The following is a 19,579-nucleotide window of genomic DNA, read 5'->3' as shown; positions in this document are numbered from 1 at the left end:
TAGTATTTTTGTTTTATGGCACAGCTTCAGAAAAATGTAGTAATAAAGAACAGAAAAGCTAAATTCGAATACGAGTTTATAGATACCTATACGGCTGGTATTGTATTGGCAGGAACCGAAATTAAAGCGATTCGTGAAGGTAAAGCTTCCATAGCGGAAGGTTTTTGTGAGTTTCAGAATTCAGAATTATTTATTGTAAACATGACCGTACAAGAATATTCTCATGCCAATGCTTTTAGTCACAACCCAAAGAGTGAACGAAAACTATTACTCAATCGTAAAGAACTTAAAAAACTCGAAAAGGAGGTTAGAAACTCAGGACTAACTATAATTCCACTACTGCTTTTCACAAACGATCGCGGTCTGGCTAAATTAAAAATTGCCCTAGCGCGGGGTAAAAAAGAATACGACAAAAGAGAATCGATTAAAGATCGCGATAGCAAACGAAATCTTAGTCGTATTAAAAAAGCATTTAATAATTAAAATGTTAAACCGCCATGCATTCGTAACAATTAGCTACTTGCAAGCGTCTTAAGAGTAAGAAATATTTTTATGAAAAAACTATTACTACTCACTTTCTTCTTATTTACAATAATTGCGCAAGCCCAAATTGTTGGTAAAGTAACCGATACGCAAGGAGAACCTTTACCCTTTGTAAATATTTATCTCGATGGATCTTACACGGGAACTACATCTAACAACGATGGTAATTTTCAGTTAGAGGTTTCAGAAAAAAAAAGTTATACTGTTGTTTTTCAGTTTTTAGGCTATACCACAGCACGTAAAGAAGTAACTGTTTCCTCTTTCCCACACATTTTAAATGTTTCTTTAAAAGAAGAATCTGTAAGTTTAGATGAAGTTGTTATTTCTAATACGGAAGATCCTGCATATCGCATTATTCGAGAAACCATTGCCAAACGAAAAGAAAATTTAGAAAAAATTGCAGCGTACTCTGCAGACTTTTACTCTCGTGGCTTGTGGCGTGTGGAAGATATTCCCGAAAAAATCCTAGGACAAGAAGTAGGTGATTTTGATGGCGCACTCGATTCTACCCGAAGCGGAATTATTTATCTTTCAGAAACAATTTCGAAAATCTCGTACCAAAGACCTGACGATTTTAAAGAAAAAATTATTGCTAGCAAAGTAAGTGGAAACGATAATGGATTCAGTTTTAATAGTGCTCAAGACGCCAATTTTTCTTTTTATGAAAACACTATAGATCTCAACGCTGCTATTGTATCTCCAATAGCAAACAATGCCTTTAATTATTATACCTATAAATTAGACGGTGTTTTTTATGAAGGAGCGAAACTTATTAATAAAATAAAAGTAACCCCTAAACGTCCTAAAGACAGAGTCTGGGAAGGGTCGATTTACATTGCAGAAGATGATTGGCAACTCTATGGTGTTGAGTTAAAAACCACGGGGGCAGCCATTCAAATTCCTTTTATTTCAAAATTAATATTTAAACAGAATTTTAAATTCGATGAAGCTTCAGACCATTGGATTAAGATCTCCCAAACCATTGATTTTGGCTTCGGATTATTTGGTGTCACCGGGGACGGAAGATTTATCGCTGTGTATAGTAATTACGATTTCAATCCAGAATTTTCCAAACGTTCTTTTACCAACGAGGTATTATCTTTCGAAGCGGAGGCCAATAAAAAAGACAGCTTATTTTGGAAGGGTACACGACCCGTCCCACTTACAAATGAAGAATTAAATGATTATATTAAGAAAGATAGCATTCAAGAATTACGGAAATCGAAAACTTATCTCGATTCTATTGATGGGGTGTCTAATAAATTTGGTTTGCTTAGTGTTGCAACAGGCTACAGTTACAAAAACAGCTACGAGAAATGGCGTGTGAGCTACGACGGCCCGGTAAGTCCAGATATTTCTTATAATACCGTACAGGGATGGAATGGAAAAGCAGGTCTCTCTTATTTTAAATGGTACGACGATAACCAAACAAAATGGATCTCGGCAAACGTGCAAGCTACGTATGGCATTGCTGAAGATCGACTTCGTTTTAGCGGAGGAATCACGAAGAATTTTAATAGAACCAATCGTCTTCGATTGTCTATAACTGCAGGAAGTGAAGCCGTACAATTTAATGCACTGCAACCTATATCTCCATTGGTAAATACTGTTTCAAGTTTATTTTTTGAGCGTAATTACATGAAATTATACGAATTAAATTACGCCCGTTTTGGCTACAGCCAAGAACTTTTCAACGGATTACGCATCTTTACCTCAACAGGATACGAAGAACGAAAACCACTTTTTAATAACACCGATTACGTCACCATACCAAATGACGATGTAACCTACACTTCGAATAACCCTGTCGAACCAGACAATTTTGATACTGCTGTGATCGATGCGCACGATATTATTAAAACTTCGGTGACCGCAAACATTACATTTGCTCAAAAATACATGAGCTATCCCGATGGAAAATTCAACCTCGGTAATGAAAAGTACCCAGCACTATCCGTTACTTTCGAGAACGGACTCGGTGCTTCCAACAGTGATTACAATTACAGTCAGTTACGGGCAGGACTTAGACAAGCAATAGATATTGGTAATAAGGGACAATTTATATACAATCTTAAAGGAGGAACATTCTTTCATGGAGACAATATTTCTTTTGTAGACTACCAACACTTTAACGGAAATCAAACGCGCATCGGCACCTCTCCCAATTACACCAATGTTTTTAACCTACTGCCCTACTACAGTTTAAGCACAAATAAAAGCTATTTCGAAGGGCATGTTGAACACGACTTTCGAGGTTGGATTTTGGGAAAAATCCCTGGAGTGAATCAGTTAAATTTTAATCTTGTCGCCGGAGCACATACGCTGCTTATTGACAGCAACAAACCGTATTCTGAAGTTTCAATAGGTCTTGATAATATTGGCTTCGGAAAGTTACGTTTGTTACGTTTAGACTATGTACGCTCGTACTATAATGGCGAAAGCGAAGGTGCTTTTATTTTCGGTTTAAAATTTCTAGGGTTTATTAATTAATTGTGCTTCGGAAAAATAAGGAGAGAGAGGTTATATATTCTTTCGTTTTATATCTAGGCATTTGCTTACATTTAGCCTACAATTCTAACTGAAGGTGTCTCTCAAACAATTATTACAATGAAAAAAACCATCCTCATCCTTACATGTTTACTAAGTTTATCAGCCATGTCTCAATCTAAAAAACCTTCCGATCCTTTAGCACATACCTATTCTATTGTTGCACGTGATGCAAAAACTGGAGAAATGGCCGTAGCGGTTCAAAGTCACTGGTTTAGTGTGGGTACAGCTGTATCCTGGGGAGAAGCGGGAGTTGGAGTTGTGGCAACCCAATCGTTTACCAATAAATCGTTCGGAGTACGTGGATTAAAATTACTCAAAGAAGGTAAATCTCCTTCCCAAGCATTAGAACACCTACTTAGCGATGATGATGGTGAAGCATTTCGGCAAGTTGCCATTCTCGACGCCCAAGGCCGTGTAGCTACTCATACAGGTGCTAAATGCATTGCGGAAGCAGGACATGCAAATGGAGAAAACTTCTCGGTACAAGCTAATATGATGCTTAATGACAAGGTAATACCTGCTATGGAAGAAGCTTGGAAAAATAACGATACATTACCGCTAGCCGAACGAATGGTTGCTGTTTTAAAAGCAGCTCAAGATCAAGGAGGAGATATCCGGGGAAGGCAATCGGCTGCCCTTTTAGTAGTTGCGCCGAAAGCTTCAGAAGAGCCTTGGAACGACAAATTGATCGACCTTAGAGTAGACGATGCTCAATCTCCAGTGCAAGAATTAAGTAGATTGCTAAAAGTTTTCAGAGCCTACGAATTTATGAATCAAGGAGATCTTCACGTAGAAACGGGCGCTATGAAAGAGGCGATGGAATCGTATAACAACGCCATGAAACTTTTTCCCGAAAATTTAGAAATGAAATATTGGACAGCGATTACATTAGCTAACGACAAAAGCATAGAGAAAGCAAAAGAAATGTTGCAACATATTTATGCAAAAGATCCTAACTGGCGTTTGCTTACAGAACGACTTCCTAAAGTTGGGTTGCTAAATGTTTCCGAAGAAGAATTAAAAATGCTCTTGAAGTAACGTAAATTAATTTTTATCTTCAAGTAAAGGAACAAACCTAAATTCTCCGAAAGTTTCTTTATCAAAATCTGAAGGTGATTTTCTGGTAAAAACGGTCATTATTTGCACCTCATCTCCCACGGGGATTACGAGTTTCGCTCCTATTGCAAGCTGCTTTAAAAGTGGTTCGGGAACAAAAGGGGCTCCTGCGGTTACAATAATCCCATTAAAAGGAGCTTCTGTTGGCCATCCTTTATAGCCATCTCCGAAAATGAATTTCTTAGGACGATAGCCAATTTTAGGAAGAAATAATTTTGTTCTTTTAAACAATTCGTTCTGCCGTTCAATACTATATACTTTCGCCCCCATTTCGAGCAAGACGGCAGTTTGGTATCCACTACCCGTTCCAATTTCAAGAATGGTATCACCACGTTTTACTTCGAGCAACTCCGTTTGTCGTGCTACCGTATAAGGTTGCGAAATGGTCTGGTCTGCTGCAATAGGAAAGGCCTTATCTACGTAAGCATGATCCACAAAACCAGAATCCATAAAAAGATGTCGTGGAATTTTACTAATCGCCTTTAAAACTAATGCATCTTTTATACCCTTGGCTTCTAAGGTTTTTACAAGTTGTTTTCGTTTTCCTTGGTGGGTAAATGTATCCTTCAACAGTAATTTTTTTGTGTTTGCAAAGTAAGAAAAATACGGTCTTTAAAACAACCTCCAATGCCAATTAAAAAATTCAGAAATACGAAAAACTCATAAATCATTAACTTTTAATGTTCTTCTGAAACCCGTACCTTTGTGAAAAACGTATACCAATGCTAAAAGCCGGAGTCTTAGGTGCCGGTCACCTTGGAAAAATTCATTTAAAATTACTGAAACAATCCACCCAATACGAACTGGTTGGTTTTTTCGATTCAGATCCCGAGGCTTCAAAAGCGATTGAAGCTGAATTCGGATATAAAAGTTTCCCTTCGATGGACGCTTTAATTGAAGCCTGTGATATGGTCGATGTGGTTACTCCAACCATCTATCATCATGCTTGTGCTAAAAAAGTAATCGAGGCAGGAAAGCATCTTTTTATAGAAAAACCCATTACGCATACCGTTGAAGAGGCCAATGAAATTCGTGATTTGGCAAAAAAATATAAAGTGCGCGGACAGGTGGGACAAGTAGAACGTTTTAATCCTGCTTTTATGGCAGTGAATAAAATGATCGAAAACCCGATGTTTATTGAAGCTCACCGATTGGCGGAATTTAATCCTCGGGGCACCGATGTTTCGGTAGTGCTCGATTTAATGATTCACGATATCGATGCCATACTTAGCGTTGTTAATTCGAAAGTGAAAAACATTGATGCGAGTGGTGTTTCCGTAATAAGTGAAACTCCCGATATTGCCAATGCACGTATCGAATTTGAGAATGGATGTGTTGCCAATTTAACGGCAAGTAGAATCTCAATGAAGAAAATGCGGAAAGCTCGATTTTTTCAGAAAGATGCCTATATCTCTGTAGACTTTCTTACTAAAAAATGTGAAGTAGTAAAAATGAAGGACGCCCCGAAAGATCCGGATGATTTTGCCATGATTCTTACCAATGCCGAAGGAGTAAAAAAACAGATCTATTTTGATAATCCTAATGTGCCAGAAAATAATGCTATTCTAGACGAATTAGAAGCATTTGCAAATTCTATTGCTACCGATACAACTCCGATTGTAAGCTTACGGCAGGGTGCTGAAGCCTTACGTGTGGCCATGCAAATCATAGAAAATTTTAAACATATATAAGCATTAATTAAAAAAAATCTCTGCAAAAATTTATATAAAGCAGAGCCGAAATAAACAATTTTACATGAAGAATATAGCAGTGATAGGTGCAGGAACTATGGGGAACGGAATTGCCCACACATTTGCACAATACGATTACAACGTACAACTTATCGATATTTCACAGACCTCTTTAGATAAAGGGATGACTACCATCACTAAAAATCTTGATCGCATGGTAGCGAAAGAAAAGATTTCTGAGGAAGACAAACAGCGCACTTTGAACAACATAACCACTCACACCAGTTTAGAAGATGGCGTTAACTCTGTAGGGTTAGTCGTTGAAGCCGCTACCGAAAATCTAGATTTAAAATTAAAGATCTTCCGTGATCTTGATTCATTTTGTGCTAACGATACTATTTTAGCGAGTAACACTTCTTCAATTTCTATTACAAAGATCGCTTCCGTTACCTCACGACCCGAAAAAGTAATTGGAATGCACTTTATGAACCCAGTGCCTATCATGAAACTGGTGGAAGTTATTAAAGGATATAGTACTAGCGACGAAACGTATAATTTAGTAAAAGTCCTTTCAGAAAAACTAGGTAAAGTTCCTGTAGAAGTAAACGATTATCCTGGTTTTGTAGCCAATCGTATTTTAATGCCCATGATCAACGAGGCTATAGAAACTTTATATAATGGTGTTGCAGGTGTAAAAGAAATAGATACGGTAATGATGCTGGGAATGGCGCATCCAATGGGACCGCTCGCATTAGCAGATTTTATAGGGCTAGACGTTTGCCTTTCTATTCTGAATGTAATGTACGACGGATTTAAAAATCCGAAATACGCTCCATGCCCCTTGCTTGTAAACATGGTCATGGCAGGAAAACTAGGTAGTAAGAGTGGCGAAGGATTCTATGACTACAGTGAGAATCGAAAGGCCGAAACTGTTTCAAAAATGTTCGCGAAATAGACTGGAAACAAAAAAATAAATAATAATTCTGAAGTAAAAACTTGGCAAAAGTCATCCCTTTTAAAGCAGTGCGTCCCACACGCGACAAAGTAAGTTTGATCGCAGCACGATCGTACGATAGCTACACCCCTGCACAAGTTGAATCACGGTTGCGGGACAATCCTTTTTCGTTTCTTCATATCGTAAACCCTGGCTATAAGTACCAACAGGAAATTTCTGGGGAACAACGCTATACATTAGTAAGAAATCGCTATCAAGAATTTAAAGAAGAAGAAATCTTTATTCAAGACGAAAAACCTTCTTATTACATTTATAAAATTGTGAATCGCGACGGATTAGAGTTTAATGGGATTGTAGCTGCTACCAGTGCAGCAGACTACGAAAATGATGTGATTAAAAAGCACGAAGATACGCTCGAGTATAAAGAAGTGATTTTCGAAAAATATTTAAATACGGTAGGTTTTAATGCAGAACCAGTGCTTCTCACCTATCCAGATTCTCCCGATTTGGAAGCTATTATTGAAAAAATAATGAAAACGAGGGCAGAATTTGAATTTACCACAACCTATCGCGATACGCATTATTTATGGAATGTCGATGATGAAAAAATTGTTATAGAAATTGAAGCGCTATTCGCAAAAATGGAAACTCTCTATATTGCAGACGGCCATCACCGATCGGCTTCATCGTATCTATTAGCGACACATTTAAAGGAAGAAAATAAAGAGCATACAGGAGAAGAGCCTTATAACTATTTTATGAGCTATTTAATTCCTGAAAGTGATCTAAAGATTTATGAGTTTAATCGTCTAGTTAAAGACCTTAACGGACTTTCAAAACAGGAGTTTTTAATACAATTGGACGGGGTTTTTCGAATTGAGAACCGTGGACAAGAATATTATAAGCCTTCAAAAAAACATCATTTTAGCATGTATCTTGACGGGGAGTTTTATTCGTTATACCTTCGGAAGGGAACGTATACAATTTCGAATGCACTCGATGCTTTAGACACTCAAATATTATATAAAACTATTTTAAGACCAATGCTGGGTATTGAAGACGTACGAAATGATATTCGCATAGGATATTCGCACGGAAAAAACGATCTGGCATATGTTAAAACCGCAGTAGATTCGGGGGAATACAAAGTAGGTTTTGGCCTGCTATCTATCACAGTTGATGAGATGAAGCAAATTGCAGATGAAGGTTTAAAAATGCCTCCTAAAAGCACCTACATCGAACCAAAACTGAGAAGTGGTGTCACGATTTATGAGTTTTGAATAGAGAGTAGTGAAAAATTAGATATGCAAAAATGAGTATTTCAGAGAATTTAACAACATTTAAAAAGAAATTACCAGACACCGTTACGTTAGTTGCCGTGTCGAAAACAAAGCCTGTTTCTGAAATTATGGAAGCCTATAACACAGGGCAACGCATTTTTGGTGAAAATAAAGTGCAAGAAATGGAAGCCAAATGGCAGGAGATGCCTAAAGACATCGAATGGCACATGATTGGGCATGTGCAACGTAATAAAGTAAAATACATGGCTCCTTTTGTTTCTTTAATCCATTCGGTAGACAGTGCGAGGTTGCTTAAAGAAATTAATAAACAAGCGAAAGCTTCAGACCGTGTCATCGACTGTCTGCTACAAGTGAAGATTGCTGAAGAAGACACTAAATTTGGACTCGAAGCTGATTCTGCAAGGGAATTATTAGCTTCAGAAACAACAAAAACATTTCATAACGTTAACATTGTAGGCCTTATGGGAATGGCGACATTTACCGAAGACAATGAACAGGTATCGAGAGAGTTTCAGAAATTAAAAAAACTGTACGATACTTTACAGGAAACCTACAATTTTAAATTTTTATCGATGGGCATGAGCGGCGATTACCAACTTGCTATAAAAAACGGAAGCAACTTAATTCGTGTTGGAAGTGCAATTTTTGGTGCCCGTAACTATTCAAATGAATAGTAAAAACAACAAATAAATAATACCTAAAATTATCATTTGTACGCAATATTAGATATAGAGACCACGGGAGGAAAATACAATGAAGAAGGGATTACTGAAATCGCTATTTATCGGTTCGACGGGCATGAAGTGGTAGATCAATTTAGCAGCCTTGTAAATCCGGAGCGCCCCATACAACCTTTTGTAGTAAACCTTACTGGTATTAATAGCGACATGCTTCGGAACGCTCCTAAATTCTATGAAGTAGCCAAACGCATTATTGAAATTACGAACGATTGTATTCTTGTAGCACACAATGCTAAATTCGATAACCGGATCTTAACCACAGAATTTGATCGATTGGGATATCCTTTCGAGAAAGACACCCTGTGTACTGTAGAACTTTCAAAAAAACTTATTCCCGATCTTCCTTCGTATAGTTTAGGAAAATTAGTGAGATCGTTGGGCATTCCGTTAAGTGATCGGCATCGAGCGCAAGGGGATGCAAAGGCAACTGTAACATTGTTTAAAATGTTGCTGAATAAAGACAACAATAAAGAGATTATAAGTACTTCTATAAAAAAAGACCCAAAGCGGCAGTTGGAGCCAAAACTTATCGATATGATTGCTGCTGCACCTACCGATACTGGAGTGTATTACATGCACAAAGCAGATGGTAGCATAATTTATATTGGAAAAAGCAAGAATATAAAAAAACGCCTTACCCAGCATTTTACCAACGACAATAAGAAATCGAAACAAATCCAGTTAGAAGTTACAGCGGTGACCTACGAAAAAACAGGAAATGATCTTATTGCGCAATTAAAAGAAAGTGAAGAAATAAAACATAACAAACCTAGATACAATCGAGCATTACGCAAAACCTTATTCCAGTATCAGCTCGCCGTTCACAAAAACGAAGAGGGCTATTTAGAATTAAAAATCGAAAAATCGGATGCGCGTAAGAAGCCTGTCACTACATTTACTAATTACCAACAGGCAAAATCTGCATTATTTCTCATCACAGAAAAATACCAGTTGTGCCAGAAATTAACTGGTTTACATAAAACAGATGGAGCGTGTTTTCAATATACTATTAAAGAATGCCTGGGGGCATGTATACAAAAAGAATCTGCTGAGGCATACAATGAACGAGTACGAGAATTTTTAGACAAAAACAGTTATAGCAATCAACACATGCTTATTATCGATAAGGGGCGTGACATCGATGAACGCTCTGTTATTCTTATAGAGAACGGAAACTACAAAGGATATGGCTATTATAATTTGAATTATCAGATTAACAACCCCGAGATTCTTCGTTCAATTATTAATCCAATGCAGAATAATCGGGACGCCCAGCATATAATACAAAGTTACTTACGACGCAATAAGGTACTTAAAATAGTAAATCTTCCACAGGAAGCCCCCATGTAACAAAAGTTGCGTAATTTTATACCTATCTAAAAACAATACGTTGCCGAAACCAAAAGAGAGCATCTGGAAAAGAAGATTACACGAGATCATTTATGAGGCTGACACCCCCATGGGAAAACTCTTTGATATTGTGTTACTTATTCTCATTTTATTAAGTGTTATTTTGGTAATGGTTGAAAGTGTAAAAGGCCAACCAGATTGGGTATACGATTATTTATATTATGGAGAATGGGTTATCACAATCTTTTTTACCTTCGAATATATTGCACGAATTATAACCGTAAAAAAGCCGTCTTCTTACATTTTTAGTTTCTATGGAGTCATCGATTTTCTATCGACCATTCCTCTATACTTATCTTTTATCTTAGTAGGAAGTAACTATTTACTAACGGTTCGCGCACTTCGTTTGTTACGAGTATTTCGAATTTTAAAAGTAACTCGCTATATAGGAGAGGCAAATAAACTGGGAAAAGCATTAAACGACAGTCGCCCTAAAATACTTGTTTTTCTATTTGCTGTTCTAATAGTAGCAATTCTCGCGGGGACCCTTATGTATCTTGTGGAAGGAGAAGAAAGTGGATTTAAGAGCATTCCAGCAAGCGTATATTGGTCTATAGTTACTCTTACTACTGTTGGATTTGGAGATATCGCTCCTGTAAAGCCATTAGGGCAATTTATAGCAGCTGTACTCATGATTATGGGATACGGAATTATAGCAGTTCCTACGGGTATTGTGAGTGCTGAGTATGCAAGAAGCACCGGTAAAAAACCAGATCTAGACAGCGATCAATATGTTCACGTAAATTCGCAAGCTTGTCGTAATTGTGGTGCATCAAGGCATCGCGATGATGCAGAGTTTTGTCATAAATGCGGAAACAATTTGCATCCGGAAGATATAGTTCCCAATGCCGATTAAAAAACCATTACTTATTTGTATTGTAGGTCCTACTGCCATTGGCAAAACCTCCCTCTCTATTGCTATTGCAAAAGCGTTTAATACTGAAATTATATCGGCCGATTCGCGACAGTTTTATAAAGAAATGTCGATTGGAACTGCAGTTCCTTCTTCGGAAGAATTAAGGGAAGTACCGCATCATTTTATACAGAACAAGAGTATTTTTGAACCGTATAGTGTGGGTGATTTTGAAAAAGAAGTCCTTCTGAAGCTACACCAATTATACGAACAGTATAAAGTTGTGGTGATGGTTGGTGGCTCTGGTCTATATGTAGATGCAGTTGTAAAGGGATTAGATTCGTTTCCTAAAGTACCAGATAGCATTCGCAAAACACTAAATAATATTCTCGAAACCGAAGGGATTGCAGTTCTGCAGCGTGAATTGAAAGAGGTTGACCCCACTTACTATAAGACTGTAGATCTTGAAAATCCACATCGCCTTATCCGCGCATTAGAATTGTACCGTGGTACTGGAAAGCCGTATTCCTCATTTCTGAAAAAAGATCCCGGGGAACGTGAATTTAATACACTGCTCATAGGGCTTACTGCAGAAAGACCAATCGTTTACGATAGAATTAATCGTCGGGTCGACATCATGGTGGACATGGGGTTAGTTACTGAAGCAGAAAATCTAAAGGAACACCGCCATTTTAATGCGCTTCAAACAGTGGGATACAGAGAGTTGTTTGAGTATTTCGATGGTGATTTATCTTTAGATGAAGCTATTTCAGAAATAAAGAAAAACACCCGGAGGTTTGCTAAACGACAAGGTACTTGGTTTAGAAAAAATAAAGAAATTCAGTGGTTTGATTTTGAGACAGAACCTTCAGAAATAATAGATTTTATCAAACTAAAAAGCGCCCAATAACCGGGCGCTTTTTCACACTTTATGTATCTTAATTCTTAGTTATCTACTTCATCTTTAACAACCAAACGGAATCCTTCCCCGTGAATGTTAATGATCTCAACACCGTCATCTTTACCAAGATATTTACGCAATTTAGCAATGTAAACATCCATACTACGAGAGGTGAAATAGTTATCATCTCTCCATATTTTGGTTAGTGCTAATTCACGTGGCATTAAGTCGTTTTTATGCAACGCAAGTAGACGTAATAATTCGTTTTCTTTTGGAGATAGTTTTATTGGATCTTCTTTTTTATACGTAAGAAAACGAAGCTTAGAATTTAAGTGGAAGTTACCAACTTGAAATTCGAATTGTTTACTATCTGCAAGAGAATCTGTTGCTTTTCGTTGAATTATTGCTTTAATTTTCATGAGCAATACTTCACTATCGAAAGGTTTATTTAAATAATCGTCTGCCCCTACTTTATATCCCTTTAACACATCTTCTTTCATCGCTTTCGCTGTAAGAAAAATGATAGGTACATCTTCGTTTTTTTCACGAATTTCTTTTGCTAATGTAAATCCATCCTTATACGGCATCATCACATCGAGAATACAAAGATCGTAATCGTCTTTTTTAAATTTCTCGAAACCTTCCATTCCGTTTTTAGCGTGTGTAACTTCGTATTCGTTCATTGCTAAGTAGTCCTTAAGTACCGTTCCGAAATTCGGATCGTCTTCTACCAGCAAGATCTTTTTGTTTTCTGTTTCCATAATGTTAAGATATTAAGTGTAATTTTATAATAAATGTGCTTCCTTTTCCCTTTTCACTTTCTACGTATACTTCTGCATCGTGATCGTCTAAAATTCTTTTAACGTATGCGAGTCCAAGTCCATGACCTTTTACATTGTGTATGTCTCCAGAGTGTTCTCGATAAAATTTATCGAAAATTTTCTTTTGTACGGTTTTCGACATTCCCATTCCTTGATCCCGTATTTTTAAGATGATAGAATTCTTTACATTCTCTGTATAGATGTCTATTTTAGGCTCGTCTTCAGAATACTTTATTGCATTATCTAACATATTAACGATTACATTACTAAAATGAGAATCGTTTGCCAGAATAGAAGATTTTAAGGCTCCGAAATGTGTTTTTATATATCCTCCACGATCTTCTACAAGTAAGCTGACATGCGTGATCGCATCGTCGATCAAGTCGTGTAATTTTAAACGTTCTTTTGGTAGGTCTAGTTCGTTTTTTTCCAATTTAGAAATGCGGAGTACATTTTCTACTTGGGCATGCATTCGTTTATTTTCATCACGGATCATCTTTAGATACCGTGCCAAAAACTCTTTATTATCTTTTACCTTTGGATTATTTAAAGCATCTAACGCAAGGTTAATTGTTGCTATAGGAGTTTTAAATTCGTGGGTCATGTTATTTATAAAGTCTGTTTTTATCTGTGCGATTTGTCGTTGCTTAAACAACTGTGATAACGCACTATAAAATGCAAATACAATTACAGCCGTAAACAATAATGAAAGTACTGCCATCCCTAAAATAGAACTTCGTACTACTTGTTGTTTTTCTGAGAAATTAACATACAATGTGTATTGTTTATTAAATTCTTCGTTTACAAAAATTGGCACCGAGTAGGTTGATTCTGGATCATATTGAAACTTGTCCGACCTAACTTTAGTTGCAAGGTTGTTGCTGTAAATTGCAAACTCAAATTTAGAATCTACCCCTCTTTCAAATAATTCGTCTGAAATTAATTTCTGTATTTCATCTGCAGAAACTCTTCTATGAATTGGAATTTTTGCTGAAATATTATTAAACGAATTTTCAAACTGTTTGCGTTCGTAATCTTTTAATCTACTAAAGGCTACCGAATTTATTTGGGTTTCGCTCTTTCCATCTACCCCTTCTATTATTCTTGTGGTGGTCTTTCTATTTGTTAATCTTCTAAAACGAATACTATCAACTTGTGTATCGAAAAAATTAGAGGTTAATTTATAGTCTTCTTCATAGATTCCATCCGAAAAAATATAGGTTTCGTTCGTCTCGTCACTTTTAATTTTGTAAATAAGTTCACTTATACTTTCTCCATCTTTGGTCTGTGAACTATCAACAATACCACTGTACAAATTATAATACTCCTCTACTTCTCTAGTGGTCAATTCCTTAGAAGTATCAAGCATCACTTGATTAATATTAAAATTGAATTGGTCCTCTTTTGTTTGATACGAATTAGATATCCAATATCCTTGAACAAAAACGATTCCCAATAATGAGAGTATCATTAGGGCTATGAGTAATACAAATAGCTGTTTGTTCATACCCCAAAAGTATGATTTTAACATTTGTTCTCCTTTCTGTTTAACCAAATGTTAACAAAAAGAAAAGTGTAATTAAAAAGTAGTTTTTTGAGAAAATATCTGATGTAATTCTAGCACTCTCTTTTTTGTGTTCTGAAGGTCTATATTTTCAATAACAAAATCGGCCATTTTTGCTTTTTTATCATCACTCCATTGGTGGTCCATACGTTCAAGAATTGCATCTTTAGTAGTAGCATCACGCTGCATTACACGCTCTAATCGCATAGCTACTGGTGCAGTTACCAATACAGTTGCATCACAACTTTTATAACCTCCATTTTCAAAAAGTATTGCCGCTTCCTTTAAACAGTAGGTCCCATGTTGTTTTTCAACCCAACTTTGAAAATGTTTTGCAACTTCGGGATGTATAATCTTATTCATTTTTTCTAAGAGTTGAGCATCTTTAAATACAATGCTCCCAACGTAAGCTCTGTCTAGTCCAGATTTAGTATAAATTGAATCGCCTAATAATTTAATGAGTTGCTCTCTAATTAGTTTCGAACTATTAGTAAGTGCACGGGCTTCATCATCGGCTATATATACTGGCACTCCAAGCTCCATAAACATTTTAGCCACAGTGGTTTTACCACTTCCAATACCGCCTGTAAGTCCTAGTATTTTCATTTAAAAATAAGATAATCAATTTTTTTTGTACTAAATTCAGCGTTTACAATTCCCTTTGGAGATTTAATTAGCTTAGGAATCATAAAATTTTCTTCGGAATTTCGTTCTTTAAAATCACAAATTATACGAAGACTATCTCTGCTAATAGTCTTAAAGTTTTGGACGGAAGCATTAAACGTAACCGTAATCATTTTCGGAATCAATTTAATTGTAGTTCCATCTGGAATATTAATTACTTCTATAGGAACACTAATTTGTTTTTCGGCAAACTCATCAACCGTGATAGCAATACGTACTTTTTTAGGTGAAAGTCTTAATGTTAATGAGTCTGCCACTACTAAAGAAACATCAGCCGAAATATTATCCTGAACCTTATTAAAAGAACGATTTTCGGTAACAATAGAGTCAAGAACATTTACATATTTTGAAGGCCCTGAAACCATCACAGAGTCTGGTACAGAATGTAAACTGTCTAAAGCTTGATATCCATTCTCAAACGATATGGTAGCTCTTGCAATAACGGGAACTTTTTTAGAAACAATATCATCTAAAGGAATATGCAATTGCTCGGGCGAAATGTTCTTTACTGCAATAGATTGTTTTAATTGTGCCGTAGTAAGTTTTATAAGTTCACTTTTAGGAATTACAATTTCGCTGGCACCTTCTTTAAAATATTCACTTAGGTCGATGCGCACCTCCGGATTTTTAAATTTATAAAAAAGAAAACCAAATCCATTTCCCGTGAGATCGAACGAAACTTCATTTGGGTGATCTTTAGACAAAGATGTATTATTCGGTGGGTTATAATAATCAACCTTAGCAGTTACAGTAGCTGTATATTCTTTTGAAAACTTTGTAAGAGTCCAGAAAAGCATTGCAAGTAATAAGAAGAGCAGAAAACTTTTAATTTTCGACTTTTTTAATGCAGGAAATGAAATTTTAGACATACAAATGGCTTCTTTTCAGCTTCTAAATTTACTTAAAAAATAAGTTTGGAAACTTCTTTTCAGGGTCTTTCTGAAGCAAACGTATAAAGAAGGTAGATTTTAAAAATGCAATCCCGTAGCCAAAGAACTGAACAAAAACAGCTGCGACAGACAAAATTCCAATACCTATACTCTTAGTAACGAAAGAAGCATGAAATAAAATTAAAAGTACATATCCGAGAAGTGGGATAATAAGTTCCCATCGATATAGCAATGCGCCTAAGACTGATGCTATGGTGAATATCACAAATAAGCTTGGAAACCAAAAAGTAACCTTCGCCGCAGTAGGGTGCCACTTTGTTAAAATAGGTCGCACCATTCCAAACTTTTTCACTTGCGTATAGAACTTGTTCCAAGAAATACGCCTTTTATGATAGACGAAAGCATTAGGAATAAATGTCGTTTTAAAACCAGATTTTAAGATGCGTTGAGATAAATCGGGATCTTCTCCAGGGTGTATCTTCGCAAAACCCCCAGTAGCTTCAAATGCTTTTTTGGAAATCCCCATATTAAAACTTCGCGGTTCGAAATGTTGTACGCTTTTTTCACTTCCACGAATTCCTCCCGTTGTAAAAAAGGAGGTCATTACATAATTAATTGCTTTCTGTAAAGGTGTAAAACTATCATGTGCCGCATCTGCCCCACCAAAGCAATCGTAATACGTTTTCTTCAAAAATGCATCGACCGTCTTTAAATAATGTGGAGGCATCAATACGTCTGAATCTAAAATTATAAAGTAGTTCCCTTTTGCTTTTTGCATTCCGAAGTTTCTGGAAGCACCGGGACCCGAATTCGGCTTAAAGTAATAAGTGATAGGTAAGTTATTTGCAAAACGCTTCACCACCGCTTCAGAAGTTTCCGAAGAGCCGTCTTCAACGATAACAATTTCATAGGGTTCATTGTACTCCATTTTTATAAAACTGCCTAAAAGTTCTTCGATCTCTTTCGAACGATTAAAGACAGGAATAATAAAAGAATACATTCGACTCATAATATATAAAGGGACTATTCTTTTGTAAAAGCATCCATTACAGCATCGCTTACTCCCATATTAGAAAAACCACCATCATTATAAAGGTTCTGTAGCGTAACTCGTTTTGTAAGGTCACTAAATAAAGAAACCGTATAGGCAGCACAATCTTCGGCGGTAGCATTTCCTAGTGGAGACATTTTATCGGCATATGAAATAAAGCCATCAAACCCTTTTACCCCCTGCCCTGCTGTGGTAGGTGTTGGGGATTGTGAAATTGTATTCACTCTAACTTTCTTATCTCTTCCAAAGAAATAGCCAAAACTACGTGCGATAGATTCTAAGTACGCCTTGTTATCCGCCATGTCATTATAATCTGGGAATACGCGCTGTGCCGCCATATAGGTAAGCGCTACAATACTTCCCCATTCGTTCATCGCATCTTGTTTATAAAGCACACTCATCGTTTTATGAAATGACACGGCAGAGACGTCCCATCCTTTATGAGTCCAGTCGTAATTAGAATCGGTATAATGTTTTCCTTTGCGAACATTAACAGACATACCAATAGAATGCAGCACAAAATCTAATTTTCCTCCAAGAATCTCTTGCGCTTTTGCAACAAGGTTTTCAAGTTCTTCTAAATTAGTAGCATCTGCGGGTATAATCTCTGACCCCGTTTTTTCTGCCAATTGTTTAATTTGTCCCATACGCATTGCAATTGGCGCATTCGTTAATACAAACTCTCCACCTTCCTCATGTACTCGCTCAGCTGTTTTCCAAGCAATAGAATTTTCATCTAATGCTCCAAATATAATTCCTCGTTTTCCTTTTAGTAAATTGTATGACATGGTGCTAATATTTTAAAATCAATTTTAGTTTAATAATTCTTTTGCATTTGCAAGTGCTGCATCGGTGACGTGTTTTCCCCCGATCATTTGTGCAATCTCGACGATGCGCTCCTCTTCCGTAAGAATTTTCAATCCCGTCACCGTGCGCTCATTAACATCCTCTTTATACACTTTTATATGATGAGCTCCTTTAGAGGCGATTTGTGGAAGGTGGGTAATGCTAATTAATTGCATACTGACACTCATTTCCGCCATGATTTTTGCCATTTTATTTGCAATCTCCCCCGAAACTCCTGTATCAATTTCATCGAAAACGATGGTGGGTAACTTTTTGTACTTAGCAAGCACCGCCTTTACAGCTAGCATAATCCGGCTCATTTCTCCTCCAGAAGCAACTTTCTTTAAAGGTGCCGGTGCTAATCCTTTATTCGCTGTGAACAACAATTCGAGTGTATCGGTTCCAGCACTTCGAAAAGTTTTAGAGGCATTTAAGTCGAACTGAAACGTTGCATTTGGCAACCCTAATTCTTTTAAATACGCTTCCAATTGTTTTTTTAATTCGGGTATAGCAGCGATACGTTTTTTATGTATTTCGGAAGCTGTTTGCAAGGCAATTTCTTCCGCATGCGCTTTTTCTCTTTTAGCGGCATCTATAGCACTATCTAAATGAAGAGTTGTATCGATTTTTTCAGCAAGAGACTCTTGAATTTCGATCAATTCATTAACAGTGGCTACGGAATGTTTCTGCTGAAGTTTATAAAGTGTTTGAAGCTTTGCATTTAATTCGAATAAGGTGGATGGATCTGCTTCTACGGTATCTGAAGCTTCAGAAAGTGCTTCGAATATATCTTCTAATTCAATTATTACGCTGTTAATACGATCCCAAAAATCTTCATAACGACTGGCATAATTTTTTAATTTTGACAGTGTAGCTCGTACTTGTTTCGCTGTTTCTATTGTTCCAACATTTTCTTCAGATAATAATTCTAAGCCCTGTGCAATTCCTTCTTGAATTTCTTCAGAATTACTCAATGTTTCAAAAGTTTCCTCCAATTCTTGTTGATCCATTCCTTTTAAATTAGCTTCAACTAATTCTGTGTGTTGAAAGGTATGGTAATCGAGTTCTTTTGTAGCGGTTTCCTTTTCAGAAATAAGCTTCTCTAATGTTTCGGTAACCGTTCTATATAAAGACAATTGTGAGGTATATTCTTGTAGTAGCTCAGCATTTCCAGCAAGTGCATCGATCACCTCGAGTTGATAAGCCTCTGACGCTAACGATAGTGTTTCATTCTGACTGTGAATATCGACTAAGTAAGGAGCTAGCGATTGTAGCTGTGAAAGATTAACTGGAGTATCATTCACGAAAGCTCGGGATTTTCCTCCTGGTAGAATTTCTCTGCGGATTATGGTATGTAGATCGTAATCTAAATCGTACTCATCGAAAACGGCTTCAAGTCCATATCCTTTTAACGTAAATTCAGCTTCAATCACACACTTTTTTGAGTTGTCTTTTACACTGCTAAGGTCTGCGCGTTTCCCTAAAAGTAAGGCAAGTGCTCCCAAAAGAATAGATTTTCCGGCACCAGTTTCTCCTGTTATAATTGTTAGTCCGGGTTGTAAAGTAACGCGGATGTCTTCAATAAGAGCATAATTTTTTATGGCAAGTTGTGAGATCAATTCAGAAAAAAATTACAATTAGCAATGTAAACTTTCCGAAGAGA

Annotated in this window: 18 protein-coding genes; 10 read left to right on the top strand and 8 right to left on the bottom strand. The window is 36.6% G+C overall.

Going from position 1 to position 19,579, the window contains the following annotated elements; translation table 11 throughout:
• The first annotated feature begins 15 nt into the window (after positions 1-15).
• The 3 genes from smpB (at position 16) to ULVI_RS08090 (ending at position 4,131) form a co-directional block, all read left to right on the top strand.
• Positions 16-483 (top strand): SsrA-binding protein SmpB, encoded by a 468-nt coding sequence (gene smpB / locus ULVI_RS08100; protein WP_068591639.1) that lies wholly within the window; start codon positions 16-18, stop codon positions 481-483.
• A gap of 69 nt (positions 484-552) precedes the next feature.
• Positions 553-3,033 carry a DUF5686 and carboxypeptidase regulatory-like domain-containing protein gene (locus tag ULVI_RS08095; protein WP_068591636.1) on the top strand — a complete coding sequence of 827 codons (2,481 nt, stop codon included), beginning with the start codon at positions 553-555 and terminating at the stop codon, positions 3,031-3,033.
• Between the two features lie 117 nt (positions 3,034-3,150).
• Complete coding sequence (locus tag ULVI_RS08090; RefSeq protein WP_068591633.1) at positions 3,151-4,131, top strand: DUF1028 domain-containing protein; 981 nt, start codon at positions 3,151-3,153, stop codon at positions 4,129-4,131.
• Between the two features lie 6 nt (positions 4,132-4,137).
• On the opposite strand, the gene ULVI_RS08085 is transcribed toward ULVI_RS08090, so the two are convergent.
• Positions 4,138-4,779, bottom strand: a complete 642-nt coding sequence (locus ULVI_RS08085) for a protein-L-isoaspartate(D-aspartate) O-methyltransferase (protein ID WP_068591631.1) — start codon at positions 4,777-4,779, stop codon at positions 4,138-4,140.
• Positions 4,780-4,931: 152 nt separating this feature from the next.
• Between ULVI_RS08085 and ULVI_RS08080 the strand changes: the two genes are divergently transcribed.
• The 7 genes from ULVI_RS08080 (at position 4,932) to miaA (ending at position 12,069) form a co-directional block, all read left to right on the top strand.
• Complete coding sequence (locus tag ULVI_RS08080; protein WP_068591629.1) at positions 4,932-5,900, top strand: Gfo/Idh/MocA family protein; 969 nt, start codon at positions 4,932-4,934, stop codon at positions 5,898-5,900.
• A 64-nt stretch (positions 5,901-5,964) separates the two neighbouring features.
• Entirely contained in the window at positions 5,965-6,855 is an 891-nt protein-coding gene (locus tag ULVI_RS08075) for a 3-hydroxybutyryl-CoA dehydrogenase (RefSeq protein WP_068591626.1), read from the top strand.
• Between the two features lie 41 nt (positions 6,856-6,896).
• Positions 6,897-8,135 carry a DUF1015 domain-containing protein gene (locus tag ULVI_RS08070; RefSeq protein ID WP_068591625.1) on the top strand — a complete coding sequence of 413 codons (1,239 nt, stop codon included), beginning with the start codon at positions 6,897-6,899 and terminating at the stop codon, positions 8,133-8,135.
• A 32-nt stretch (positions 8,136-8,167) separates the two neighbouring features.
• Positions 8,168-8,830 (top strand): YggS family pyridoxal phosphate-dependent enzyme, encoded by a 663-nt coding sequence (locus ULVI_RS08065; protein WP_068591622.1) that lies wholly within the window; start codon positions 8,168-8,170, stop codon positions 8,828-8,830.
• A 36-nt stretch (positions 8,831-8,866) separates the two neighbouring features.
• Entirely contained in the window at positions 8,867-10,246 is a 1,380-nt protein-coding gene (locus tag ULVI_RS08060) for an exonuclease domain-containing protein (protein WP_068591621.1), read from the top strand.
• Positions 10,247-10,286: 40 nt separating this feature from the next.
• The gene (locus ULVI_RS08055; protein WP_068591619.1) at positions 10,287-11,162 is read left to right on the top strand and encodes an ion transporter; all 876 of its coding nucleotides are present in this window, start codon (positions 10,287-10,289) and stop codon (positions 11,160-11,162) included.
• A complete protein-coding gene (miaA, locus tag ULVI_RS08050; RefSeq protein ID WP_068591617.1) occupies positions 11,152-12,069 on the top strand; it encodes a tRNA (adenosine(37)-N6)-dimethylallyltransferase MiaA in 918 nt (305 codons plus the stop codon). Before ULVI_RS08055 ends, miaA begins: the two co-directional genes overlap by 11 nt.
• A 35-nt stretch (positions 12,070-12,104) precedes the next feature.
• On the opposite strand, the gene ULVI_RS08045 is transcribed toward miaA, so the two are convergent.
• The 7 genes from ULVI_RS08045 to recN all read right to left on the bottom strand — a co-directional run bounded on the left by ULVI_RS08045 (position 12,105) and on the right by recN (position 19,535).
• Positions 12,105-12,821, bottom strand: coding sequence for a response regulator transcription factor (locus ULVI_RS08045; protein ID WP_068591615.1), 717 nt, complete (start codon positions 12,819-12,821; stop codon positions 12,105-12,107).
• Positions 12,822-12,825: 4 nt separating this feature from the next.
• A complete protein-coding gene (locus ULVI_RS08040; RefSeq protein ID WP_068591614.1) occupies positions 12,826-14,388 on the bottom strand; it encodes a sensor histidine kinase in 1,563 nt (520 codons plus the stop codon).
• 72 nt (positions 14,389-14,460) lie between these two features.
• Positions 14,461-15,051, bottom strand: coding sequence for a dephospho-CoA kinase (coaE, locus tag ULVI_RS08035; protein WP_068591612.1), 591 nt, complete (start codon positions 15,049-15,051; stop codon positions 14,461-14,463).
• On the bottom strand, positions 15,048-15,998 hold the full coding sequence (locus ULVI_RS08030; RefSeq protein WP_068591610.1) for a YbbR-like domain-containing protein: 951 nt from the start codon (positions 15,996-15,998) through the stop codon (positions 15,048-15,050). The genes coaE and ULVI_RS08030 overlap by 4 nt, the downstream gene beginning before the upstream one ends.
• A gap of 28 nt (positions 15,999-16,026) precedes the next feature.
• On the bottom strand, positions 16,027-17,028 hold the full coding sequence (locus ULVI_RS08025; protein ID WP_068591608.1) for a glycosyltransferase: 1,002 nt from the start codon (positions 17,026-17,028) through the stop codon (positions 16,027-16,029).
• A gap of 14 nt (positions 17,029-17,042) precedes the next feature.
• Positions 17,043-17,858, bottom strand: a complete 816-nt coding sequence (locus ULVI_RS08020; RefSeq protein ID WP_068591606.1) for an enoyl-ACP reductase FabI — start codon at positions 17,856-17,858, stop codon at positions 17,043-17,045.
• Positions 17,859-17,882: 24 nt separating this feature from the next.
• Positions 17,883-19,535 carry a DNA repair protein RecN gene (gene recN, locus ULVI_RS08015; protein ID WP_068591603.1) on the bottom strand — a complete coding sequence of 551 codons (1,653 nt, stop codon included), beginning with the start codon at positions 19,533-19,535 and terminating at the stop codon, positions 17,883-17,885.
• Positions 19,536-19,579: the final 44 nt, after the last annotated feature.

It is taken from the genome of Cochleicola gelatinilyticus, from assembly GCF_001637325.1.
In the GTDB taxonomy this organism is placed as follows: domain Bacteria; phylum Bacteroidota; class Bacteroidia; order Flavobacteriales; family Flavobacteriaceae; genus Cochleicola; species Cochleicola gelatinilyticus.
The sequence above is the reverse complement of the archived record's forward strand: the minus strand, read 5'-3'. Positions and strand labels throughout refer to the sequence as shown.

Coding starts and splice junctions, on each gene's coding strand:
- smpB (WP_068591639.1), top strand. CDS start 16: ATGGCACAGCTTCAGAAAAATGTAGTAATAAAGAACAGAAAAGCTAAA.
- ULVI_RS08095 (WP_068591636.1), top strand. CDS start 553: ATGAAAAAACTATTACTACTCACTTTCTTCTTATTTACAATAATTGCG.
- ULVI_RS08090 (WP_068591633.1), top strand. CDS start 3,151: ATGAAAAAAACCATCCTCATCCTTACATGTTTACTAAGTTTATCAGCC.
- ULVI_RS08080 (WP_068591629.1), top strand. CDS start 4,932: ATGCTAAAAGCCGGAGTCTTAGGTGCCGGTCACCTTGGAAAAATTCAT.
- ULVI_RS08075 (WP_068591626.1), top strand. CDS start 5,965: ATGAAGAATATAGCAGTGATAGGTGCAGGAACTATGGGGAACGGAATT.
- ULVI_RS08065 (WP_068591622.1), top strand. CDS start 8,168: ATGAGTATTTCAGAGAATTTAACAACATTTAAAAAGAAATTACCAGAC.
- miaA (WP_068591617.1), top strand. CDS start 11,152: ATGCCGATTAAAAAACCATTACTTATTTGTATTGTAGGTCCTACTGCC.
- ULVI_RS08045 (WP_068591615.1), bottom strand. CDS start 12,821: ATGGAAACAGAAAACAAAAAGATCTTGCTGGTAGAAGACGATCCGAAT.
- ULVI_RS08040 (WP_068591614.1), bottom strand. CDS start 14,388: ATGAACAAACAGCTATTTGTATTACTCATAGCCCTAATGATACTCTCA.
- coaE (WP_068591612.1), bottom strand. CDS start 15,051: ATGAAAATACTAGGACTTACAGGCGGTATTGGAAGTGGTAAAACCACT.
- ULVI_RS08030 (WP_068591610.1), bottom strand. CDS start 15,998: ATGTCTAAAATTTCATTTCCTGCATTAAAAAAGTCGAAAATTAAAAGT.
- ULVI_RS08025 (WP_068591608.1), bottom strand. CDS start 17,028: ATGAGTCGAATGTATTCTTTTATTATTCCTGTCTTTAATCGTTCGAAA.
- ULVI_RS08020 (WP_068591606.1), bottom strand. CDS start 17,858: ATGTCATACAATTTACTAAAAGGAAAACGAGGAATTATATTTGGAGCA.